This window comes from Serinicoccus profundi, from assembly GCF_008001015.1.
GTDB lineage: Bacteria > Actinomycetota > Actinomycetes > Actinomycetales > Dermatophilaceae > Ornithinicoccus > Ornithinicoccus profundi.
In genome coordinates this window covers 1,145,709-1,161,356 of sequence record NZ_CP042862.1, presented here as the reverse complement: position 1 = coordinate 1,161,356, position 15,648 = coordinate 1,145,709, and the positions used below count along the sequence as shown (strand labels likewise).

The 15,648-nt window shown below is 73.1% G+C and carries 11 protein-coding genes; 6 read left to right on the top strand and 5 right to left on the bottom strand.

The genetic code is table 11. The annotated features are described in order from the left end of the window. Positions 1-22: 22 nt before the first annotated feature. Positions 23-643 (top strand): hypothetical protein, encoded by a 621-nt coding sequence (locus FA582_RS05350; RefSeq protein ID WP_010146393.1) that lies wholly within the window; start codon positions 23-25, stop codon positions 641-643. Here FA582_RS05350 and FA582_RS05345 read toward each other — a convergent pair. Further along, on the bottom strand, positions 619-1,584 hold the full coding sequence (locus FA582_RS05345; RefSeq protein ID WP_010146392.1) for a PAC2 family protein: 966 nt from the start codon (positions 1,582-1,584) through the stop codon (positions 619-621). The genes FA582_RS05350 and FA582_RS05345 overlap by 25 nt on opposite strands. A 107-nt stretch (positions 1,585-1,691) precedes the next feature. On the opposite strand from FA582_RS05345, the gene FA582_RS05340 reads away from it, so the two are divergent. Continuing rightward, complete coding sequence (locus FA582_RS05340) at positions 1,692-3,836, top strand: S9 family peptidase (RefSeq protein ID WP_010146391.1); 2,145 nt, start codon at positions 1,692-1,694, stop codon at positions 3,834-3,836. Between the two features lie 39 nt (positions 3,837-3,875). On the opposite strand, the gene coaE is transcribed toward FA582_RS05340, so the two are convergent. From coaE to FA582_RS05320, 4 genes are all read right to left on the bottom strand, one after another. Beyond that, positions 3,876-4,841, bottom strand: a complete 966-nt coding sequence (gene coaE / locus FA582_RS05335) for a dephospho-CoA kinase (RefSeq protein WP_010146390.1) — start codon at positions 4,839-4,841, stop codon at positions 3,876-3,878. Beyond that, on the bottom strand, positions 4,838-5,512 hold the full coding sequence (locus FA582_RS05330) for a VOC family protein (protein ID WP_010146389.1): 675 nt from the start codon (positions 5,510-5,512) through the stop codon (positions 4,838-4,840). Before FA582_RS05330 ends, coaE begins: the two co-directional genes overlap by 4 nt. 207 nt (positions 5,513-5,719) lie before the next feature. After that, on the bottom strand, positions 5,720-9,955 hold the full coding sequence (hrpA, locus tag FA582_RS05325) for an ATP-dependent RNA helicase HrpA (RefSeq protein ID WP_010146388.1): 4,236 nt from the start codon (positions 9,953-9,955) through the stop codon (positions 5,720-5,722). A 51-nt stretch (positions 9,956-10,006) separates the two neighbouring features. Next, a complete protein-coding gene (locus FA582_RS05320; RefSeq protein ID WP_010146387.1) occupies positions 10,007-10,441 on the bottom strand; it encodes a hypothetical protein in 435 nt (144 codons plus the stop codon). A 232-nt stretch (positions 10,442-10,673) separates the two neighbouring features. Between FA582_RS05320 and FA582_RS05315 the strand changes: the two genes are divergently transcribed. The 4 genes from FA582_RS05315 (at position 10,674) to FA582_RS05300 (ending at position 15,647) form a co-directional block, all read left to right on the top strand. Further along, the gene (locus tag FA582_RS05315; protein WP_238705461.1) at positions 10,674-11,921 is read left to right on the top strand and encodes a DUF445 domain-containing protein; all 1,248 of its coding nucleotides are present in this window, start codon (positions 10,674-10,676) and stop codon (positions 11,919-11,921) included. Between the two features lie 267 nt (positions 11,922-12,188). Then, entirely contained in the window at positions 12,189-13,919 is a 1,731-nt protein-coding gene (locus FA582_RS05310; protein WP_010146383.1) for an aminotransferase class V-fold PLP-dependent enzyme, read from the top strand. Between the two features lie 59 nt (positions 13,920-13,978). Beyond that, a complete protein-coding gene (locus FA582_RS05305) occupies positions 13,979-14,278 on the top strand; it encodes a DUF1905 domain-containing protein (protein WP_010146382.1) in 300 nt (99 codons plus the stop codon). 118 nt (positions 14,279-14,396) lie between these two features. Beyond that, complete coding sequence (locus FA582_RS05300) at positions 14,397-15,647, top strand: toxic anion resistance protein (protein WP_010146381.1); 1,251 nt, start codon at positions 14,397-14,399, stop codon at positions 15,645-15,647. Position 15,648: the final 1 nt, after the last annotated feature.

The window sequence follows — 15,648 nt, the reverse complement described above, 5'->3', positions numbered from 1 at the left end:
GCGGTGCGTTAGGTTGCGCGGTATGACGTCACGACAGCGGGTGCCGGGCGTCCGCCTGCTCTGGCCGATGGCCGCGCTCCTCAGCCTCGCCGGGGTGGTGCTGCTCGCCCTCGGAGCGGTCGGCACGTCGGGGCGCGCGTCCAGCGACCTCGTCGGGGTGGTGCGGGGCCAGGAGGTCGCGGTGCCGGAGGAGGGGATGTCGGTCTGGTCGCGCTCGCCGCAGACCCGCGCCGAGGCGGTCTGCACGGTCGACGACACGGTCCTGCTGCGCCCGGTGGAGGACTTCACGGTGCGGGTCTCCGGCGAGGACTTCCACGAGGTCGCCCGCACGGGACCCGAGCTCGGCGGCTCCACGGGGCCGCTCGTCTGCGACACCGAGGACGCGGTCTTCGCCGGTCCCTACGCCCCCGCGACCGCCCCCACCGGGCTGCGCGGCGGCACCGGGCTCACCCTGGGTCTGGTGCTCCTGCCCCTGGGTCTGGTCTGCGCGGCCCTGGCGCTGCTGGTGCGGCGCGGCCCGGCCACCGCCGAGGCGGGACCGGATCCTTCGACCTACACGCTGGACCCGCGCTCGGCCCCACCGCGGACGCCCGCGAAGGACGCGCCGAGCGGACCGCGCTACGACCTGCCTCCGCCGTCCTGATCCTCGGTCGGGGCAGCCGGGCCGTCCTCGTCCTCCACAGACTCCGGGTCGCGCAGGAAGGCCTCGAGCTGGGCACCGATCTCCTCGGCGCTGGGCAGGTTGGCCACCTCGGCCGCGAGCAGGCTCTTGCGTCGCTGGCCCTCGATGAAGTGGTCGTACCTCTTCTCCAGCCCCTCGACGACCTCGCGGGCCTCGTCATTGCTGGCCAGCTCCTCCTCGATGCGGCCGCGGGTCACCCCGGCCATGGCGACGAGGTCGGCCGTCGGCAGCACGAGCCCGCTGAGGTCCATCACGGCGTCCGCCGCGGCGACCACCGCGTCGCCGAACTGCGTCTCGGCGAGGTAGTGCGGCACGTGCACGGCCACGCCCATGGTGAGCAGGCCGGACTCGGCCAGCCGCAGGTGCAGCAGCGAGTCGACGCTGGAGGGGATGCGCACCTGCCCGAAGATCGGCGTGTAGTCGCCGAGCACGGACCGGTCGCTGGCGAAGCGGGTCGTGCCGACCGGGCGCGTGTGCGGCACCGCCATGGGGATGCCGTGGGCGCTGACCATGCGACGCACCCCGAAGGCGAGCCCGAGCTGGCGCACGGCCTCGATGAAGGCCTCCCAGCGGTAGTCCGGCTCCACACCGTGCAGCAGCAGGAACGGCTCGCCCGCGGCGTCGACCATCCGGTAGAGCACGAGCGAGGGGTCGTCGTAGTCGGTGTAGTGGTCGGAGTCGAAGGTCATGAGCGGTCGGCGCGAGCGGTAGTCGACAAGCTCGTCGACCTCGAAGGTCGCGACCACCTCGTGCTCGAGGGTGTCGAGCAGGTGGTCGGCCAGGCTGGACCGCACCTGGCCGGCGTCGAGGAAGCCCTCCAGCGACATCAGCAGCAGGGGGGCGGGCTGGGGCTGGCGTGCGGCGTCGGCCTCCAGCCGGAACAGTGGCGAGTGCGTCGTCACGGTGTCTCCTCTCGGGTCTGGTGTCGTCAACGCGCGGGGGCGGTGCAGGATTCCACGACTGGTCAGGGGTGTGCGAGGACGCGCGCCGCAGATGATAGGAACGGGGTATGACGTCACCGGAGACCTCGTTCCACGACCTGTCCCATTATGTCGCGCTCCCCCGGGTCTCGGGTCTGGCCCTGAGCGCCGACGGCTCCCGGCTGGTGACCTCGGTCGCCACCCTCAACCGGGCCGGCACCGGCTACGTATCGGCCCTGTGGGAGGTCGACCCCGCGGGCGAGCGGGCGGCATACCGGATCACGCGCAGCGCCAAGGGTGAGGCGGGCGCGGCGTTCAGCGCCACCGGGGACCTCTACTTCACCTCCGCCCGGCCCGACCCGGACGCCGAGGAGGACAAGCCGCGGTCCGCGCTGTGGCAGATCCCCGCCCACGGCGGTGAGGCGCGCATCGTGCTCAGCCGCCCCGGTGGCGTGTCGGGTGTCGTGTGCGCGCGCGAGGCGGACCGCACCCTCGTGGTCGCGGGCCTGCTCCCCGGAGCCACGACCGAGGCGCAGCACGCGAGCCTGCACGAGGGCCGGACGACCGCCAAGGTCGACGCCATCCTGCACTCGACCTACCCGATCCGGTTCTGGGACCACGACCTCGGCCCGGACGTCCCGCAGGTCTTCGCCCTCGAGGACGGCCCCACCCCCGGGCCGGACGCGCAGAGCTCCGCCGACGAGGGCGGCGCCGAGGAGGCCGAGGCGCTGGCCCCGCTGCCCGGGACGAGCGACCGGGCGGGCGAGGTGCACCTGCGGCTGCTCACTGGTGGCCAGCACGCTCCCCTGCACGAGCCGCACCCGGTGCTCTCCCCCGACGGCGGCTTCGCGCTCGTCGGTGTGACGGTGCCGATGGGCCGGGCGGACCTGCGCGAGGCCATCGGGCGGATCGACATCGAGACCGGCGAGCTCCGCACCCTGCTCGACCTCGACGACGGCGAGGGTCACGCCGGCCCGGTGAGCCCGGACGGCACCCGCGCCGTGGTCGTCCTCGGCGAGATCACCGCCCCCGACCGCCCGCCGCACCCGCGCCTGCACCTCATGGACACCCGGACCGGTGAGACCACCCCGCTCGCCCACGACTGGGACCGCTGGGCCACGCCGGTCGCGTGGACCCCCGACGGCGCTGCGGTGCTCGCCCTGGCCGACAGCGACGGACGCCGCCCGGTCTTCCGGATCGACGTGGAGAGCGGCGCGGTCGAGCAGCTCACCCACGACGACGCCGCCTGGAGCGACCTCGTGCTCTCCCCCGACGGCGCGACCGCCTACGGCGTGCGTTCCTCCTACCTCTTCCCGCCCGAGGTGGTGCGCCTCGATCTCGCCTCCGGTGAGGTGACGCCGCTGCCCGGCCCGGTGGAGCGGCCGACGATCCCCGGGCGTCTGGAGGAGGTCGAGACGACCGCCGAGGACGGCTCCCGGGTGCGCGCCTGGCTCGCGCTGCCCGAGGGAGAGCCCGAGCAGGAGTCGGGCCACCCGCTGCTGTTGTGGATCCACGGCGGCCCGCTCGGGTCGTGGAACGCCTGGACGTGGCGGTGGAACCCGTGGCTCATGACCGCCCAGGGGTATGCCGTGCTCCTCCCGGACCCGGCGCTGTCGACCGGCTACGGGCAGGAGTTCGTGCGACGCGGGTGGGGCGCGTGGGGCCAGGCGCCGTATACCGACCTCATGGCGATCACCGACGCCACCGTGGAGCGGGCCGACATCGACGCCGACCGGACGGCGGCGATGGGCGGGTCGTTCGGCGGCTACATGGCCAACTGGGTGGCCGGGCATACCGACCGCTTCCGCGCGATCGTCACGCACGCCTCGCTGTGGGCGCTGGACGGCTTCGGGCCGACGACGGACGCCGCGTTCTACTGGCAGCGCGAGATGACGGCGCGGATGAGCGAGGAGAACAGCCCGCACCGCTTCGTCGAGCAGATCGTCACGCCGATGCTCGTCATCCACGGCGACAAGGACTACCGCGTGCCGATCGGGGAGGGTCTGCGGCTGTGGTACGAGCTGCTCTCGCGCTCCGGGCTCCCGCAGGCGGAGGACGGGACCACGCCGCACCGGTTCCTCTACTTCCCGCAGGAGAACCACTGGATCGCGAGCCCCCAGCACGCCCGGGTGTGGTACTCCGTCGTGAGTGCCTTCCTCGCCGAGCACGTGCTCGGGCAGGAGGCTCCCCCGGCCGCCGAGCACCTGGGCCTCACCGCGCCGACCGAGGACTGACCGGCTCGCCCGACCTCCGGGTCGGGCGCTGGCCCTGGCCTAGCCGTTCTCCCGGCCGTGCAGGCGCAGCCGCACCGGCAGGGCGGGGTCGGCGGACGCGATCACGCGCCCGGTGGGGCCGGCGGCGTGCGTGTCGCGCCCGACGTCGGTGACGTTTTCGTCGGCCTGCACGAGCAGCCCTCGCCGAGCCAGCCGCTGCCGGACGCGGGGGTCGTCGAGCAGGTGGAGGTCGCTCATGATCCCGGCGAGGTCGAGGGGGTCGCTCGTCGGGGCGGTGGAGTTCGGTGCGACGGGCTCCCCCACCCCGGCCTCGACGCGGGCGAGCAGCCTCGCCAGCACCGGGTCGGACACCTGGGTGGTGGGACTCACCGGGCCCGGGTGGCTGGGCCGCCCTGCCTGGAGGTTGTCGCGGAAGGGCAGCAGCCGGTGCGACCACAGCTCACCCACCCTCCCGTGCAGGTCCTGCGGCGAGGTCGAGTTGTCGAGCAGCACGTCGGCCGCCTCCGCCCGCTCGGCGTCACCGGCCTGGGCCCGGATCCGGGCGCGCGCCGCAGCCTCGTCCATGCCGCGCAGCTCCACGAGACGGCGCAGCCGCTCGGTCTCGGGGACGTCGACGATCACGGTCAGCGCGTAGTCGGCTGCGAGGCCGAGCTCGACGAGCAGGGGTATGTCGTGGACCACCACCGCGTCCTGCGGCGCGGCGGCGATGAGCTCGGCCGACCGACGCCGGATGCGCGGGTGCGTGATGCCCTCGAGGTCGCGGCGCGCGCCCTCGTCACCGAAAACTTCCTGCGCGAGGGCGGGGCGGTCGAGCGAGCCGTCCTCGGCGATGACGCCCGGCCCGAACCTCTCCCTGATCTGCGCCAGCGCAGGGGTGCCCGGCGCGACCACCTCACGCGCCACGGCGTCGGCGTCGACGACGACGGCACCGAGCGAGGCGAGCTGCGCCGACACCGTCGACTTGCCCGAGCCGATGCCGCCGGAGAGTCCGACGAGCAACGTCATACCCCGGGCTCGCCGCTGTCGTCCCGCCCCTGCCAGGTGCAGACGCAGACCTCGTTGCCCTCGACGTCGGCCAGGACCCACCAGGAGGGCGCGAACTCGTCGGTGACCAGACGCCCACCGGCCGCGAGGGCGGCGTCGACCCGCTGACGGGCGATGTCGTGCGGGACGTTGATGTCGAGGTGGAAGCGGCCGCGCCCGGGGCGGGGCTCGCCCATCTGCTGGAACCACATCGTCGCGTGCCGGGCGGCGCCGTCGGCGAGCTGGTGCTCACCGTCCTGCTCATAGCCCAGGACCGCCGCCCAGAAGGGTTCCACCGCGGGCGCGTCGAGGACGTCCAGGGCGATCTCGAGGGCGCTCACCTCGTGCGGTGCGGCCTCGACCCCTTCCTCGCGGGCGATCCGGCTGATCGCCAGCGCGAGGTCGCGGTCACGGCTCGTGAGTCGACCGACGTCATGGCTGACCGTGCTGATCGTGAGGTGCGGGTAGCGCAGGTCGAGGTCGGGGTGGTGGCCGAGCTCGTCGGCGACCTGCGCGATGCGGCCGGCGATCCGGGCGCCCGATGCGAAGTCCCCGGTGAGCAGCCGGGTCTGCAGCGTGCCGAGGACGACCCGCCAGTCGCCGAGCTCGGGGTCGGTCGACAGGTCGTGATGGGTCGGGTCGGTGGAAGACATACTCCGACTGTGCCAGACCAGCCAGCGGAGGTGCACGGCAACCATCTGCGACGCTCGGTCGGGTCAGGGGCAACCATCTGCGGCGCCCGGTCGGGCCAGGGGCAACCATCTGCGACGCTCGGTCGGGTCAGGGGCGACCATCTGCGACGCTCGGTGGGGGTGGAAGGTGTGAGGGGGTGGAGGGGTGGGAGTGGTGTGGGTGAGAGCTCAGGGGGCGGACTCGGCGCGGTCCATGGCGGCGTAGATCCGTTTCGCCGAGACCGGCGCCGGGGTGCCGAGGCGCTGGGCGAAGAGCGAGACGCGCAGCTCCTGCACCGACCAGACGATCTCGCGGACGTCCGGGTCGTGGCGCCGGTGCGGCGGGAGGGCGTCGAGGAAGTCGGCGAGCTCGCGCTCCACGACGGCCACCTCCTCCATCCGTGCGCGATCGCGCGGCAGGTCCTGGACGCCCTTGTCGAGGCGCTCGGTCATGGCGCGCAGCCACACCACCATGCGCGGCAGCCGGGCATACCCCACCTCGGTGACGAAGCCCGGGCGCACGAGCGCGTCGAGCTGGCGCCGGAGGTCGGTGGCCAGGTCGGCCGCCGCCGGGGCGTCGAGGCGTTGCAGGCGCAGCGACACCTCCCGCGCGGTGTCGAGGATCGGCACGAGCGACTCCACGATCTCCAGCACCCGGGGCACGCTCTGCTGCCGCACCCCGGTCAGCGCCACCTCGAACTGCGCCGGGGTCCGCACCCCGGCACCGGGCTGCTCGGCGACGACCGAGTCGACCGCCGCGGCGAGCGCGTCCTCGAGGAGAGCGGGCACCGAGCCGTGGGGGTTGTGGCCGAGGGAGAGCTTCTGGGCGTTGGTGAGCAGCGCGAGCAGCCGTTTCCACGGCGGGGTGGTGCCGAGCAGCAGGAGCCGGCGCACCCCGCGCAGCGTCTCGCGGTCCGCCTCCGACCGGGTCGCCAGGACGCGCACGTCCACGGCCTCACCGGTGTCCACCAGCGCGGGGTAGCCCTGCACCTCCCGCGGACCCACCTGCCGGCTGAAGGTCTCGGGCAGCGGGTCCAGATCGGCGGGCCAGGACGTGAGCCCGGTGCGCTCGACCCCCGAGGCGGCCGCGGCCATGGTGGTCCGGACCGCCCCGGCCAGCTGCTCCTGCAGCACCGCGAGGTCCTTGCCCTCGCCCAGCACCTCGACCCGACCGCGGCCCCGACGGCCCTTCCCGGACCGGGGGCCCCGGGAGCCCGGTCCCGAGCCCTCCCCCTGGCCCGAGCCCTGGCCGTCGGCACGACCCTGACGTCCTGCCCGGTCCTCCCCCGCGTGCACGGCCCGCTCGACCCGGAAGGTCATCCGCAGGTGGTCGGGCACCCGCGCCCAGTCCATGTCCTTGGGCGACACCCGGACCAGCCCACGCCGGGTGAGCTCCTCGGCGAGCGCCTCGCGCACGGGGACGACACCGACCGACCCGGCCTCCCGCATACCCCGCAGCGCCGCGCGCGCGTGGTCCGGCGCGGGCACGAAGTTGCGCCGGATGTCCTTGGGCAGCGCCTTGACGAGTGCCGTGACCAGCTCCTCGTGCATCCCGGGGACGAGCCAGTCGAAGCCCTCGGCGGTCACCTGGTTGAGCACCTCGACCGGCAGGTGCACCGTCACGCCGTCGGCGTCGGCGCCGGGCTCGAACTGGTAGGTGAGGCCGAACGTCAGCTCGTCCTGGCGCCACCCGGTCGGGAAGTCCTGGGCGCTGACGGTCTCCCCGGCGTCCCCGACGAGCAGGTCCTCGGTGAAGGTGAGCAGACCGGGGTCGCTCGCGCGGGCGGTCTTCCACCAGGTGTCGAAGTGGGTGCCGGAGATCACCTCGGCAGGGATGCGCTCGTCGTAGAACTCCACCAGCGTCTCGTCGTCGACGAGGATGTCGCGCCGCCGGGCCCGCGCCTCGAGCTGCCCGAGCTCCTTGACGAGGCGACGGTTGGCGTGGAAGAACTCGTGCCGGGTGTCCCAGTCCTCCTCCACCAGCCCCTGGCGGATGAAGAGGTCGCGCGCGGTCTCCGGGTCGATCCGGCCGAGGGGCACGGTGCGCCCGGCAACGAGGGGTATGCCGTAGAGCGTCACCCGCTCGTCGGCGACGGCCGAGCCCGCCGAGCGTGACCAGCGCGGCTCGCTGTAGGACCGCTTGACGAGGTGCGTGGCGGCGCGCTCGACCCAGGCCGGGTCGATGACGGCGTTGGTGCGCGCCCAGAGCCGGGTCGTCTCCACCAGCTCGGCGCTCATGACCCAGTCCGGGTTGGTGCGGTGCAGCACCGAGCCGGGCTGCAGCACGAAGCGGGCGTTGCGGGCGCCGAGGTAGGCCCGGGCCTCCCGCTCCCACATCCCGACGTTGGACAGCAGCCCGGTGAGCAGGGAGGAGTGCACCTGGTCGGGGTTGGCCGGGTGCTGGTTGACCTCGAGGCCGAGCTGCTTGGCCGCGCGCTTGAGCTGGGTGTGGAGGTCCTGCCACTCACGGACCCGCAGGTAGTGCAGGAACTCGGCCTTGCACATCCGGCGGAAGGCGCTGCCGGAGAGGTCCTTCTGCTGCCGCTGGAGGTAGCGCCAGAGGTTGAGAATGACGAGGAAGTCGCTGTCGACGACGTCCTTGGCGGACCCGCCGCCCTCCTGCTGGCGCCCAGGCGGGCCGGTCGCGCCGCCCACCCGACGGAAGCGCGCGTGCGCCTGGTCGGCCTGCTGCTGGTGGTCGGCCGGTCGCTCGCGGACGTCCTGCATGGACAGCGCCGCGACGACGACGAGGACCTCCTTGAGCGCGCCCTGGCGCTCGGCCTCGAGGAGCATCCGGGCCAGCCGCGGGTCGACCGGGAGGCGGACGATCGCCCGCCCGTAGGCGGTGAGCCGTTTGCGGGGCAGGTGCGCCGGGGCCGTGGGGTCGATGGCCTGCAGCTCGGTGAGCAGGCGGACGCCATCGGCGACCTGGCGGGAGTCGGGGGGCTCGAGGAAGCCGAACTTCTCGATGTCACCCAGCCCGAGGCTGGTCATCTGCAGGATGACGCTGGCGAGGTTGGTGCGCAGGATCTCGGGGTCGGTGAACTCCGGCCGGGCCGCGAAGTCCTCCTCGGCGTAGAGCCGGATCGCGATGCCGTCGGCGAGGCGGCCGCACCGCCCGGCGCGCTGGTTGGCCGAGGCCTGGCTGATCGGCTCGATGGGGAGCCGTTGCACCTTGAGCCGCTGGCTGTAGCGGCTGATGCGCGCGGTGCCGGTGTCCACGACATACCGGATCCCGGGCACGGTGAGCGAGGTCTCGGCGACATTGGTGGAGACGACGATGCGGCGTCCGGCGTGCCGCGAGAAGACACGGTGCTGCTCGGCGGCCGAGAGGCGACCGTAGAGCGGCAGCACCTCGGTGCCGGGCAGGTCCAGGCCGGTGAGCGCATCGCAGACGTCGCGGATCTCGCGCTCGCCGGAGCAGAAGACGAGGACGTCCTCGCCCGCGCCGTCGCGGCCCGACGCCTCGGTCCACAGCTCCTCCACCGCGTCGACGACCCCGGTGACCTGGTCGACCTCGACCTGCGTGGCGGAGCCGTCCTTGGCCGGCGCACCCTCGCGGACGAGCGGGCGGTAGCGCACCTCGACGGGGAAGGTCCGACCGGAGACCTCGATGACCGGGGCCGGCTCCCCCTGCGCGTCGGCGAAGAAGGCGGCGAACCGCTCGACATCGATGGTGGCCGAGGTGATGACGACCTTGAGGTCGGGTCGGCGGGGCAGCAGCTGGCGGAGGTAGCCGAGGATGAAGTCGATGTTGAGGCTGCGCTCGTGGGCCTCGTCGATGATGATCGTGTCGTAGCGGCGCAGGTCGCGGTCGCGCTGCAGCTCCGAGAGCAGGATGCCGTCGGTCATGACCTTGACGAGGGTGTCGTCGCTGGAGACGTCGGTGAAGCGCACCTGGTAGCCGACGACCGTGCCGAGGTCGACGCCCAGCTCCTCGCTCACCCGCTCGGCGACCGACCGCGCGGCGATCCGGCGTGGCTGGGTGTGGCCGATCATCCCCTCGACGCCGCGGCCGAGCTCGAGGCAGATCTTGGGCAGCTGGGTCGTCTTGCCGGAGCCGGTCTCGCCGGCGACGATGACGACCTGGTGGTCACGGACGGCCGCGAGGAGGTCGGCGCGGCGCTCGCTGACGGGCAGCTCGGGCGGGTAGTGCAGGGCCTCCGGCGCCGGTCGGGCGGCTCGACGGGCCTCGACCGCCCGGGTGTGGGCCTCGGTCGATCGGGTATGCCGGGCGTCGCCACCGCGGCCGGGGCGCCGTCCGCGCTGGTCACCTCCGCGCTGGCCGCCCCCGCGACGGCCGCCCCGGCGACCCTCCCCGTCCGTGCGCGGGCGGTTGCCGCGCTCGCCCTCCGCGTGGCGGCGGGCCGGTCTGCGCTCACGGTCACCGCGGCCCGGGTCGGGACGTCGGTCGGGCTCGGGCACGCCTCCCACTGTAACCAGCGGGCGCCACGGGTTTTCGTCGTCGTGCGCCGCTCAGGCCGCGCCGGTGCGCGGCACGAGGCCAGCGGCCACCGGTAGCAGGCTCACCCCGGCGTGCGTCGCGAGGTAGGTGCCCCAGAGGGTCAGGCCCGCACCCTCGCAGGCCTCGAGCGCGCGTTGGTGCACCCGGCGGTCGGCGTCGTCGACGAGCCCGCGGCGGCGGGCGATCGCCAGCACGAAGCCGGGGGTGTCGGGCAGGTCGGCGATGATCTCGACCATCCGGGTCACGACGTCGACCGGGTCCTCGCGGTCCAGGTCGCCCACCATGACCGGCTGGGCGAGCGTGCCGCCCGGGCGGCACAGGAGGAAGCCGAGCGCGCCGGCGCTGCGGTCGGCGTCACTGACGACGAGGTCGACGACGTCGGCGGTGAGCACCGGGTCGTCCAGCACGCGGGCTGGCCAGTCCGAGGGAAGGTCTTCGAAGCTCATGCTCCTGAGCCTGCCCCGGTCCGGCTCGCGCGCGCAGAAGTTGTCCACAACCCCCTGGTGCGGGACTGCTGGCCCCCGTGGACCCGGTCAGTGTCGAGACGCCTCCGGGCACGGGCCACGGTGCTCGGTGGCGCCTCGTGGTCGGATTAGGCTGGTGGCGCGGTGCGGGTGAGGCTCGACCCTCGCCGACCCACCGTGAGCCGTGCCGACGGCATACCTGCCAGGAGGACCCGTGGAGACCACCGTGAACCGCATGGACGACGCCTCCCGGCGCGCCGGGCTGCGTCAGATGCGGATGGTCGCGACCGGGCTGCTGCTGCTCATGGCGGTCATCTACATCCTCACCCACGGGCGCGACGGGGTCTGGGGCTACGTCAACGCCGGTGCCGAGGCCGGGATGGTGGGGGCGATCGCCGACTGGTTCGCGGTCACCGCGCTCTTCCGGCACCCGCTCGGGCTGCCCATCCCGCACACCGCCCTCGTGCCGCGCCGCAAGGACGACCTGGGTGCGAGCCTGGAGCAGTTCGTCACCGACAACTTCCTCACCCCGCAGGTGCTGAGGGAGAAGATCCTCGACGCGCAGGTCGTGCGGCGCCTCGGTGACTGGCTGCGCGAGCCCGAGCACGCCGAGCGCGTGGTGTCCGAGGCGGTGCCCTTCCTCGTGCGCGCCGTCGAGCGGGTCGACGAGGAGGAGATCCGGGTCTTCGTCGACGACGTCATCCTGCCGCGGGTGCGCCGGGAGCCGCTGTCGCCGGTCGCCGGGCACCTGCTCGAGCGGGTCGTCGAGGACGGCTCCCACCACGGGCTGGTCGATCTCGGCGCCCGGGAGCTGCATGCCTGGCTGGCCCTGCACCAGGACCAGGTCGAGGCGATCGTGCGCTCGCGCGCACCCTCCTGGGCACCGACCTGGGTCAACGACCAGGTCACCCGGAGGGTCTACACCGAGGTGGTGCGCTGGGCCAAGGACGTCAAGGACGACCCACAGCACAACGTGCGGCACGCCCTCGACGCCTACCTCACCGAGCTCGGCCGGGACCTCCAGCACGACCCCCGCACCCAGCAGCGCTTCGAGTCGCTCAAGGAGCGCGTCCTCGAGCACCCCCAGGTCAGCGCCACCGGCGTGGCCCTCGGCGAGACGCTACGGACCTCCGTGCTCGACGCGCTCGAGGACCCGCACGGGGCGTTGCGGGGGCGGATGTGCAGCGCCCTGGTGGCGCTCGGTCGCCAGCTCGGGGAGGACGAGCGGCTGCAGGCGCGGCTGGACGCCTGGACCGCCGACACGGTCGTCAGCCTCGTCCAGCGCTACGGCCCCGAGATCACCTCGGTCATCTCCGGCACCATCAAGCGGTGGGACGCGCGCGAGGCCGCCGACAAGATCGAGCTCCACGTTGGCCGCGACCTGCAGTTCATCCGGCTCAACGGCACCATCGTCGGCGCGCTCGTCGGCCTGACCATCCACGCCCTCTCCCAGCTGCTCTGAGGCGCCCGCCCCTGTGCGGGGAGGATCCGTGCACGCGCAGGCATCCTCACCGGTATGCCGCCGCTGAGCGGGGAGGATCCGTGCACGCGCAGGCATCCTCACCGGTATACCGGCCCTGCGCGGGGAGGATCCGTGCACGCGCAGGCATCCTCACCGGCACGGGGCTCGGGCGGGCCCCTGCTGACCTGCGCGGATCATGCTGCGTGATGAGCCGATCGCCCCGACCCTCGTTGTGCCGGTCGGGGCGATCGGCCACGCTGGGGCGCCATGACCACGACCCAGGCGCCCACGGCGGCGAGCCAGGCCCCCCACCCCGGTGACCACCCGCTCCTGCGGCGCATCCGGGAGTCGGTCATCGGCGAGGACCACGTCATGACCACCCCCTACGGCCGGCGGCGGGTAACCTACGCCGACTACACCGCCTCCGGGCGCGCCCTGAGCTTCATCGAGGACGCCATCCGTGACGTCGTGCTGCCCAGCTATGCCAACACGCATACCGAGTCCAGCGGCACCGGCCTGCAGACCACCCGGCTGCGCGAGGACGCGCGGGCCGCGATCCACGAGGCGGTCGGCGGCGACGAGGACAGCGTGGTCATCTTCGCCGGGTCGGGGTGCACCGGCGCCATCGCGAAGATCGTCGGGGTCCTCGGGCTGCGCATCCCCTCGTCGCTCGAGGACACCCACCACCTGTCCGCCCACATCCCGCCCGAGCAGCGCCCGGTCGTGCTCATCGGACCGTTCGAGCACCACAGCAACGAGATCCCGTGGCGCGAGAGCATCGCCGACGTGGTCCAGGTCGCCATGGACGCCGACGGGCACGTCTGCCTCGACGACCTGCGTGCGCAGCTGGAGGAGTATGCCGACCGTCCCCTGGTCATCGGCTCCTTCTCCGCGGCCTCCAACGTCACCGGGATCATCACCGACACCCACACCGTGACCGAGATCCTGCACGAGCACGGCGCCCTCGCGTTCTGGGACTTCGCGGCCGCCGCCCCTTACGTCGACATCGAGATGAGCGCACCCGCCGGTCGGCCCGGGGCCGCCAAGGACGCGATCTTCCTCTCGCCGCACAAGTTCATCGGGGGCCCCTCGACCCCGGGGGTGCTCGTCGCGCGCCGCGAGCTCTTCGCCAACCGGGTCCCCGACGTGCCCGGCGGTGGGACCGTCGCCTACGTCAACCCGGCCGAGCACTCCTACCTCTCCGACCCCGCGCACCGCGAGGAGGGCGGCACCCCCGCCATCGTCGAGGCGATCCGGGCCGGGCTGGTCTTCCGGCTCAAGGACGCCGTGGGCGTCGAGGTCATCCGGGCCCGCGAGGACGAGTTCCTCGCCCGGGCCGTCCGCGCGTGGCAGCAGGAGCCCGCGCTGCAGCTGCTGGGCAACCTCGACGCGCAACGGCTCTCGATCCTCTCCTTCGTCGTCCGCGGCCAGGGGCGCCCCTACCTGTACCACAACTACGTGGTCGCCCTGCTCAACGACCTCTTCGGCATCCAGGCCCGCGGCGGCTGCTCCTGCGCCGGGCCCTACGGGCATACCCTGCTCGGGATCGACCTGGAGCGCTCGCACGCCTTCGAGGCGCGGATCACCAGCGGCTGCGAGGGCATCAAGCCGGGCTGGGTGCGGGTCAACTTCAACTACTTCATCTCCGACACCGCCGCGGACTACGTCATCGAGGCGGTGCGGCTGGTCGCTCGCGACGGGTGGCGGCTGCTCGCCGACTACCGCTTCGACGTGGCGACCGGGCTGTGGCGGCACCGAGAAGGTGTCGTGGAGCCCCCGGTGCGCCTGCGGGACGTCGTCTTCGGGGCCGACGGCGAGGTGCGCCTCCCCCAGCCCGGTCCGACCGGTGGTGAGGAACTGCTCGCCGAGCAGCTCGACCAGGCACGGGAGATCCTCGCCGCCGCACCCTCGAGCCCCCTGCCCGAGGCCACCGACGAGCAGGCGGGCGGGGCCGCGGAGCTGCGGTGGTTCGACCTGCCGGAGGTATGCCTGCGCTGACTCGCCCGCCCCCGTCTCGCGGACGAGCGCTGTCCTCGGCGGGGGCTAGCGTGGCGCCCATGAGCGAGGCTTGGGACCTGAAGTTCACCGGCGAGGTGGTCGAGTGGCGCGGGCCGGCCCCCTTCCACTTCCTCATCACCCCACCGGAGGAGAGCGAGTGGCTCACCGAGGTCATGCGTGAGGTGACCTACGGGTGGGGCATGGTCCCGGTCACCGGTCGGCTCGGCGGCACGAGGTTCACCACGTCCCTGTGGCCTCGCCAGGGGGCGTTCTACGTGCCGCTCAAGGACGCGGTGCGGCGGGCCGAAGGGGTCGAGCTCGGCGACACGGTCACCGTGGGGCTGACCATCCGCACCTGAGGGTGGCACCCCCCGTGTGAAAAGGTGGAACTCGGGACACAATGGGCACGTCGCAGCGACGGCGCCGCGTCCTCGGACGGGGGCGGGCGCCCCCGCACCAGGCACCCTGAGGAGAGACATGACCGACCAGCCGCAGCCGCTCGCCGCGCCGGAGCCCGCCGAGCCCCTCGTGCTGACCGCCCCCTCCCCGACCGAACCGGTCGCCCAGACCGCGGCCCCGCGCATGGCGCCGCAGGTCGACCCCGAGGCGATGCCGGCCCTCGACGCCAAGGTCGAGGCCTACCTCACCGGCCTCACCCAGACCGAGACCCGCTCGCCGGAGTTCTCCCAGCGCGCCGCCGACGTGCGCACGATGGGCGATGCCGACATCCGGGCCGCCGCCGAGACCTCCAACCGGCTGCTCAAGTCGCCCGTGCGCGCGATCCAGCAGGGTGGGGTCTCCAAGGAGTCGAAGGTCGCGCAGACGCTCACCGAGCTGCGGCATACCGTGGAGGACCTCGACCCCGCCCAGGCCAAGGGGGTCAAGAAGTGGTTCGAGCGGCTGCCCTTCTCGGACCGTCTGACCGCCTACTTCCAGAAGTACGAGTCGGCCGAGAAGCACCTCGACGCGATCCTGCACGCGCTGCGCAGCGGCCAGGACGAGCTCGCCAAGGACAACGCGGCGCTCAACCTGGAGAAGCAGCAGTTGTGGGAGTCGATGGGGCGGCTCAACCAGTACGTCTACATCGCCGAGCAGCTCGACGCCAAGGTCGCCGCGGCGATCGCCGAGCTGGACACCAGCGACCCGGACCGCGCCAAGGCGCTGCGCGAGGACGTCCTGTTCTACGTGCGGCAGAAGCACCAGGACCTCCTGACCCAGCTCGCGGTGTCGATCCAGAACTACCTGGCCATCGACATCGTCATGAAGAACAACATCGAGCTCATCAAGGGCGTCGACCGGGCCTCGACCACGACGGTCTCCGCGCTGCGCACGGCGGTGCTGGTCGCCCAGGCGCTCAACAACCAGAAGCTCGTCCTGGACCAGATCACCGCGCTCAACCAGACCACCTCGCAGATGATCCAGAGCACGAGCGAGCTGCTGCGGGACAACTCGGTCGCGATCCAGGAGCAGGCGGCCTCGGCCACCCTCGGTCTGGACCAGCTGCAGGCGGCCTTCTCCAACATCTACGCGACGATGGATGCGATCGACGAGTTCCGCGTTCAGGCGCTGGACGGTATGTCGCAGACGATCGGGGTGCTCGAGGGCGAGGTCGAGAAGTCCCGCACCTACCTCGACCGGGCCCGCCGGACGGACACCCGCCTGGCCGGCGGCCAGCTGGACCTCGACGGGGGCACGCCCGGCGGGTCGGTGTCCTCGGGGTCGCGCTGAG

Bases quoted from the DNA above. Each gene is read 5' to 3' on its own strand.
- FA582_RS05310 (WP_010146383.1), top strand. From the start codon at position 12,189: ATGACCACGACCCAGGCGCCCACGGCGGCGAGCCAGGCCCCCCACCCC.
- FA582_RS05300 (WP_010146381.1), top strand. From the start codon at position 14,397: ATGACCGACCAGCCGCAGCCGCTCGCCGCGCCGGAGCCCGCCGAGCCC.
- FA582_RS05320 (WP_010146387.1), bottom strand. From the start codon at position 10,441: ATGAGCTTCGAAGACCTTCCCTCGGACTGGCCAGCCCGCGTGCTGGAC.
- FA582_RS05330 (WP_010146389.1), bottom strand. From the start codon at position 5,512: ATGTCTTCCACCGACCCGACCCATCACGACCTGTCGACCGACCCCGAG.
- coaE (WP_010146390.1), bottom strand. From the start codon at position 4,841: ATGACGTTGCTCGTCGGACTCTCCGGCGGCATCGGCTCGGGCAAGTCG.
- FA582_RS05305 (WP_010146382.1), top strand. From the start codon at position 13,979: ATGAGCGAGGCTTGGGACCTGAAGTTCACCGGCGAGGTGGTCGAGTGG.
- FA582_RS05340 (WP_010146391.1), top strand. From the start codon at position 1,692: ATGACGTCACCGGAGACCTCGTTCCACGACCTGTCCCATTATGTCGCG.
- FA582_RS05350 (WP_010146393.1), top strand. From the start codon at position 23: ATGACGTCACGACAGCGGGTGCCGGGCGTCCGCCTGCTCTGGCCGATG.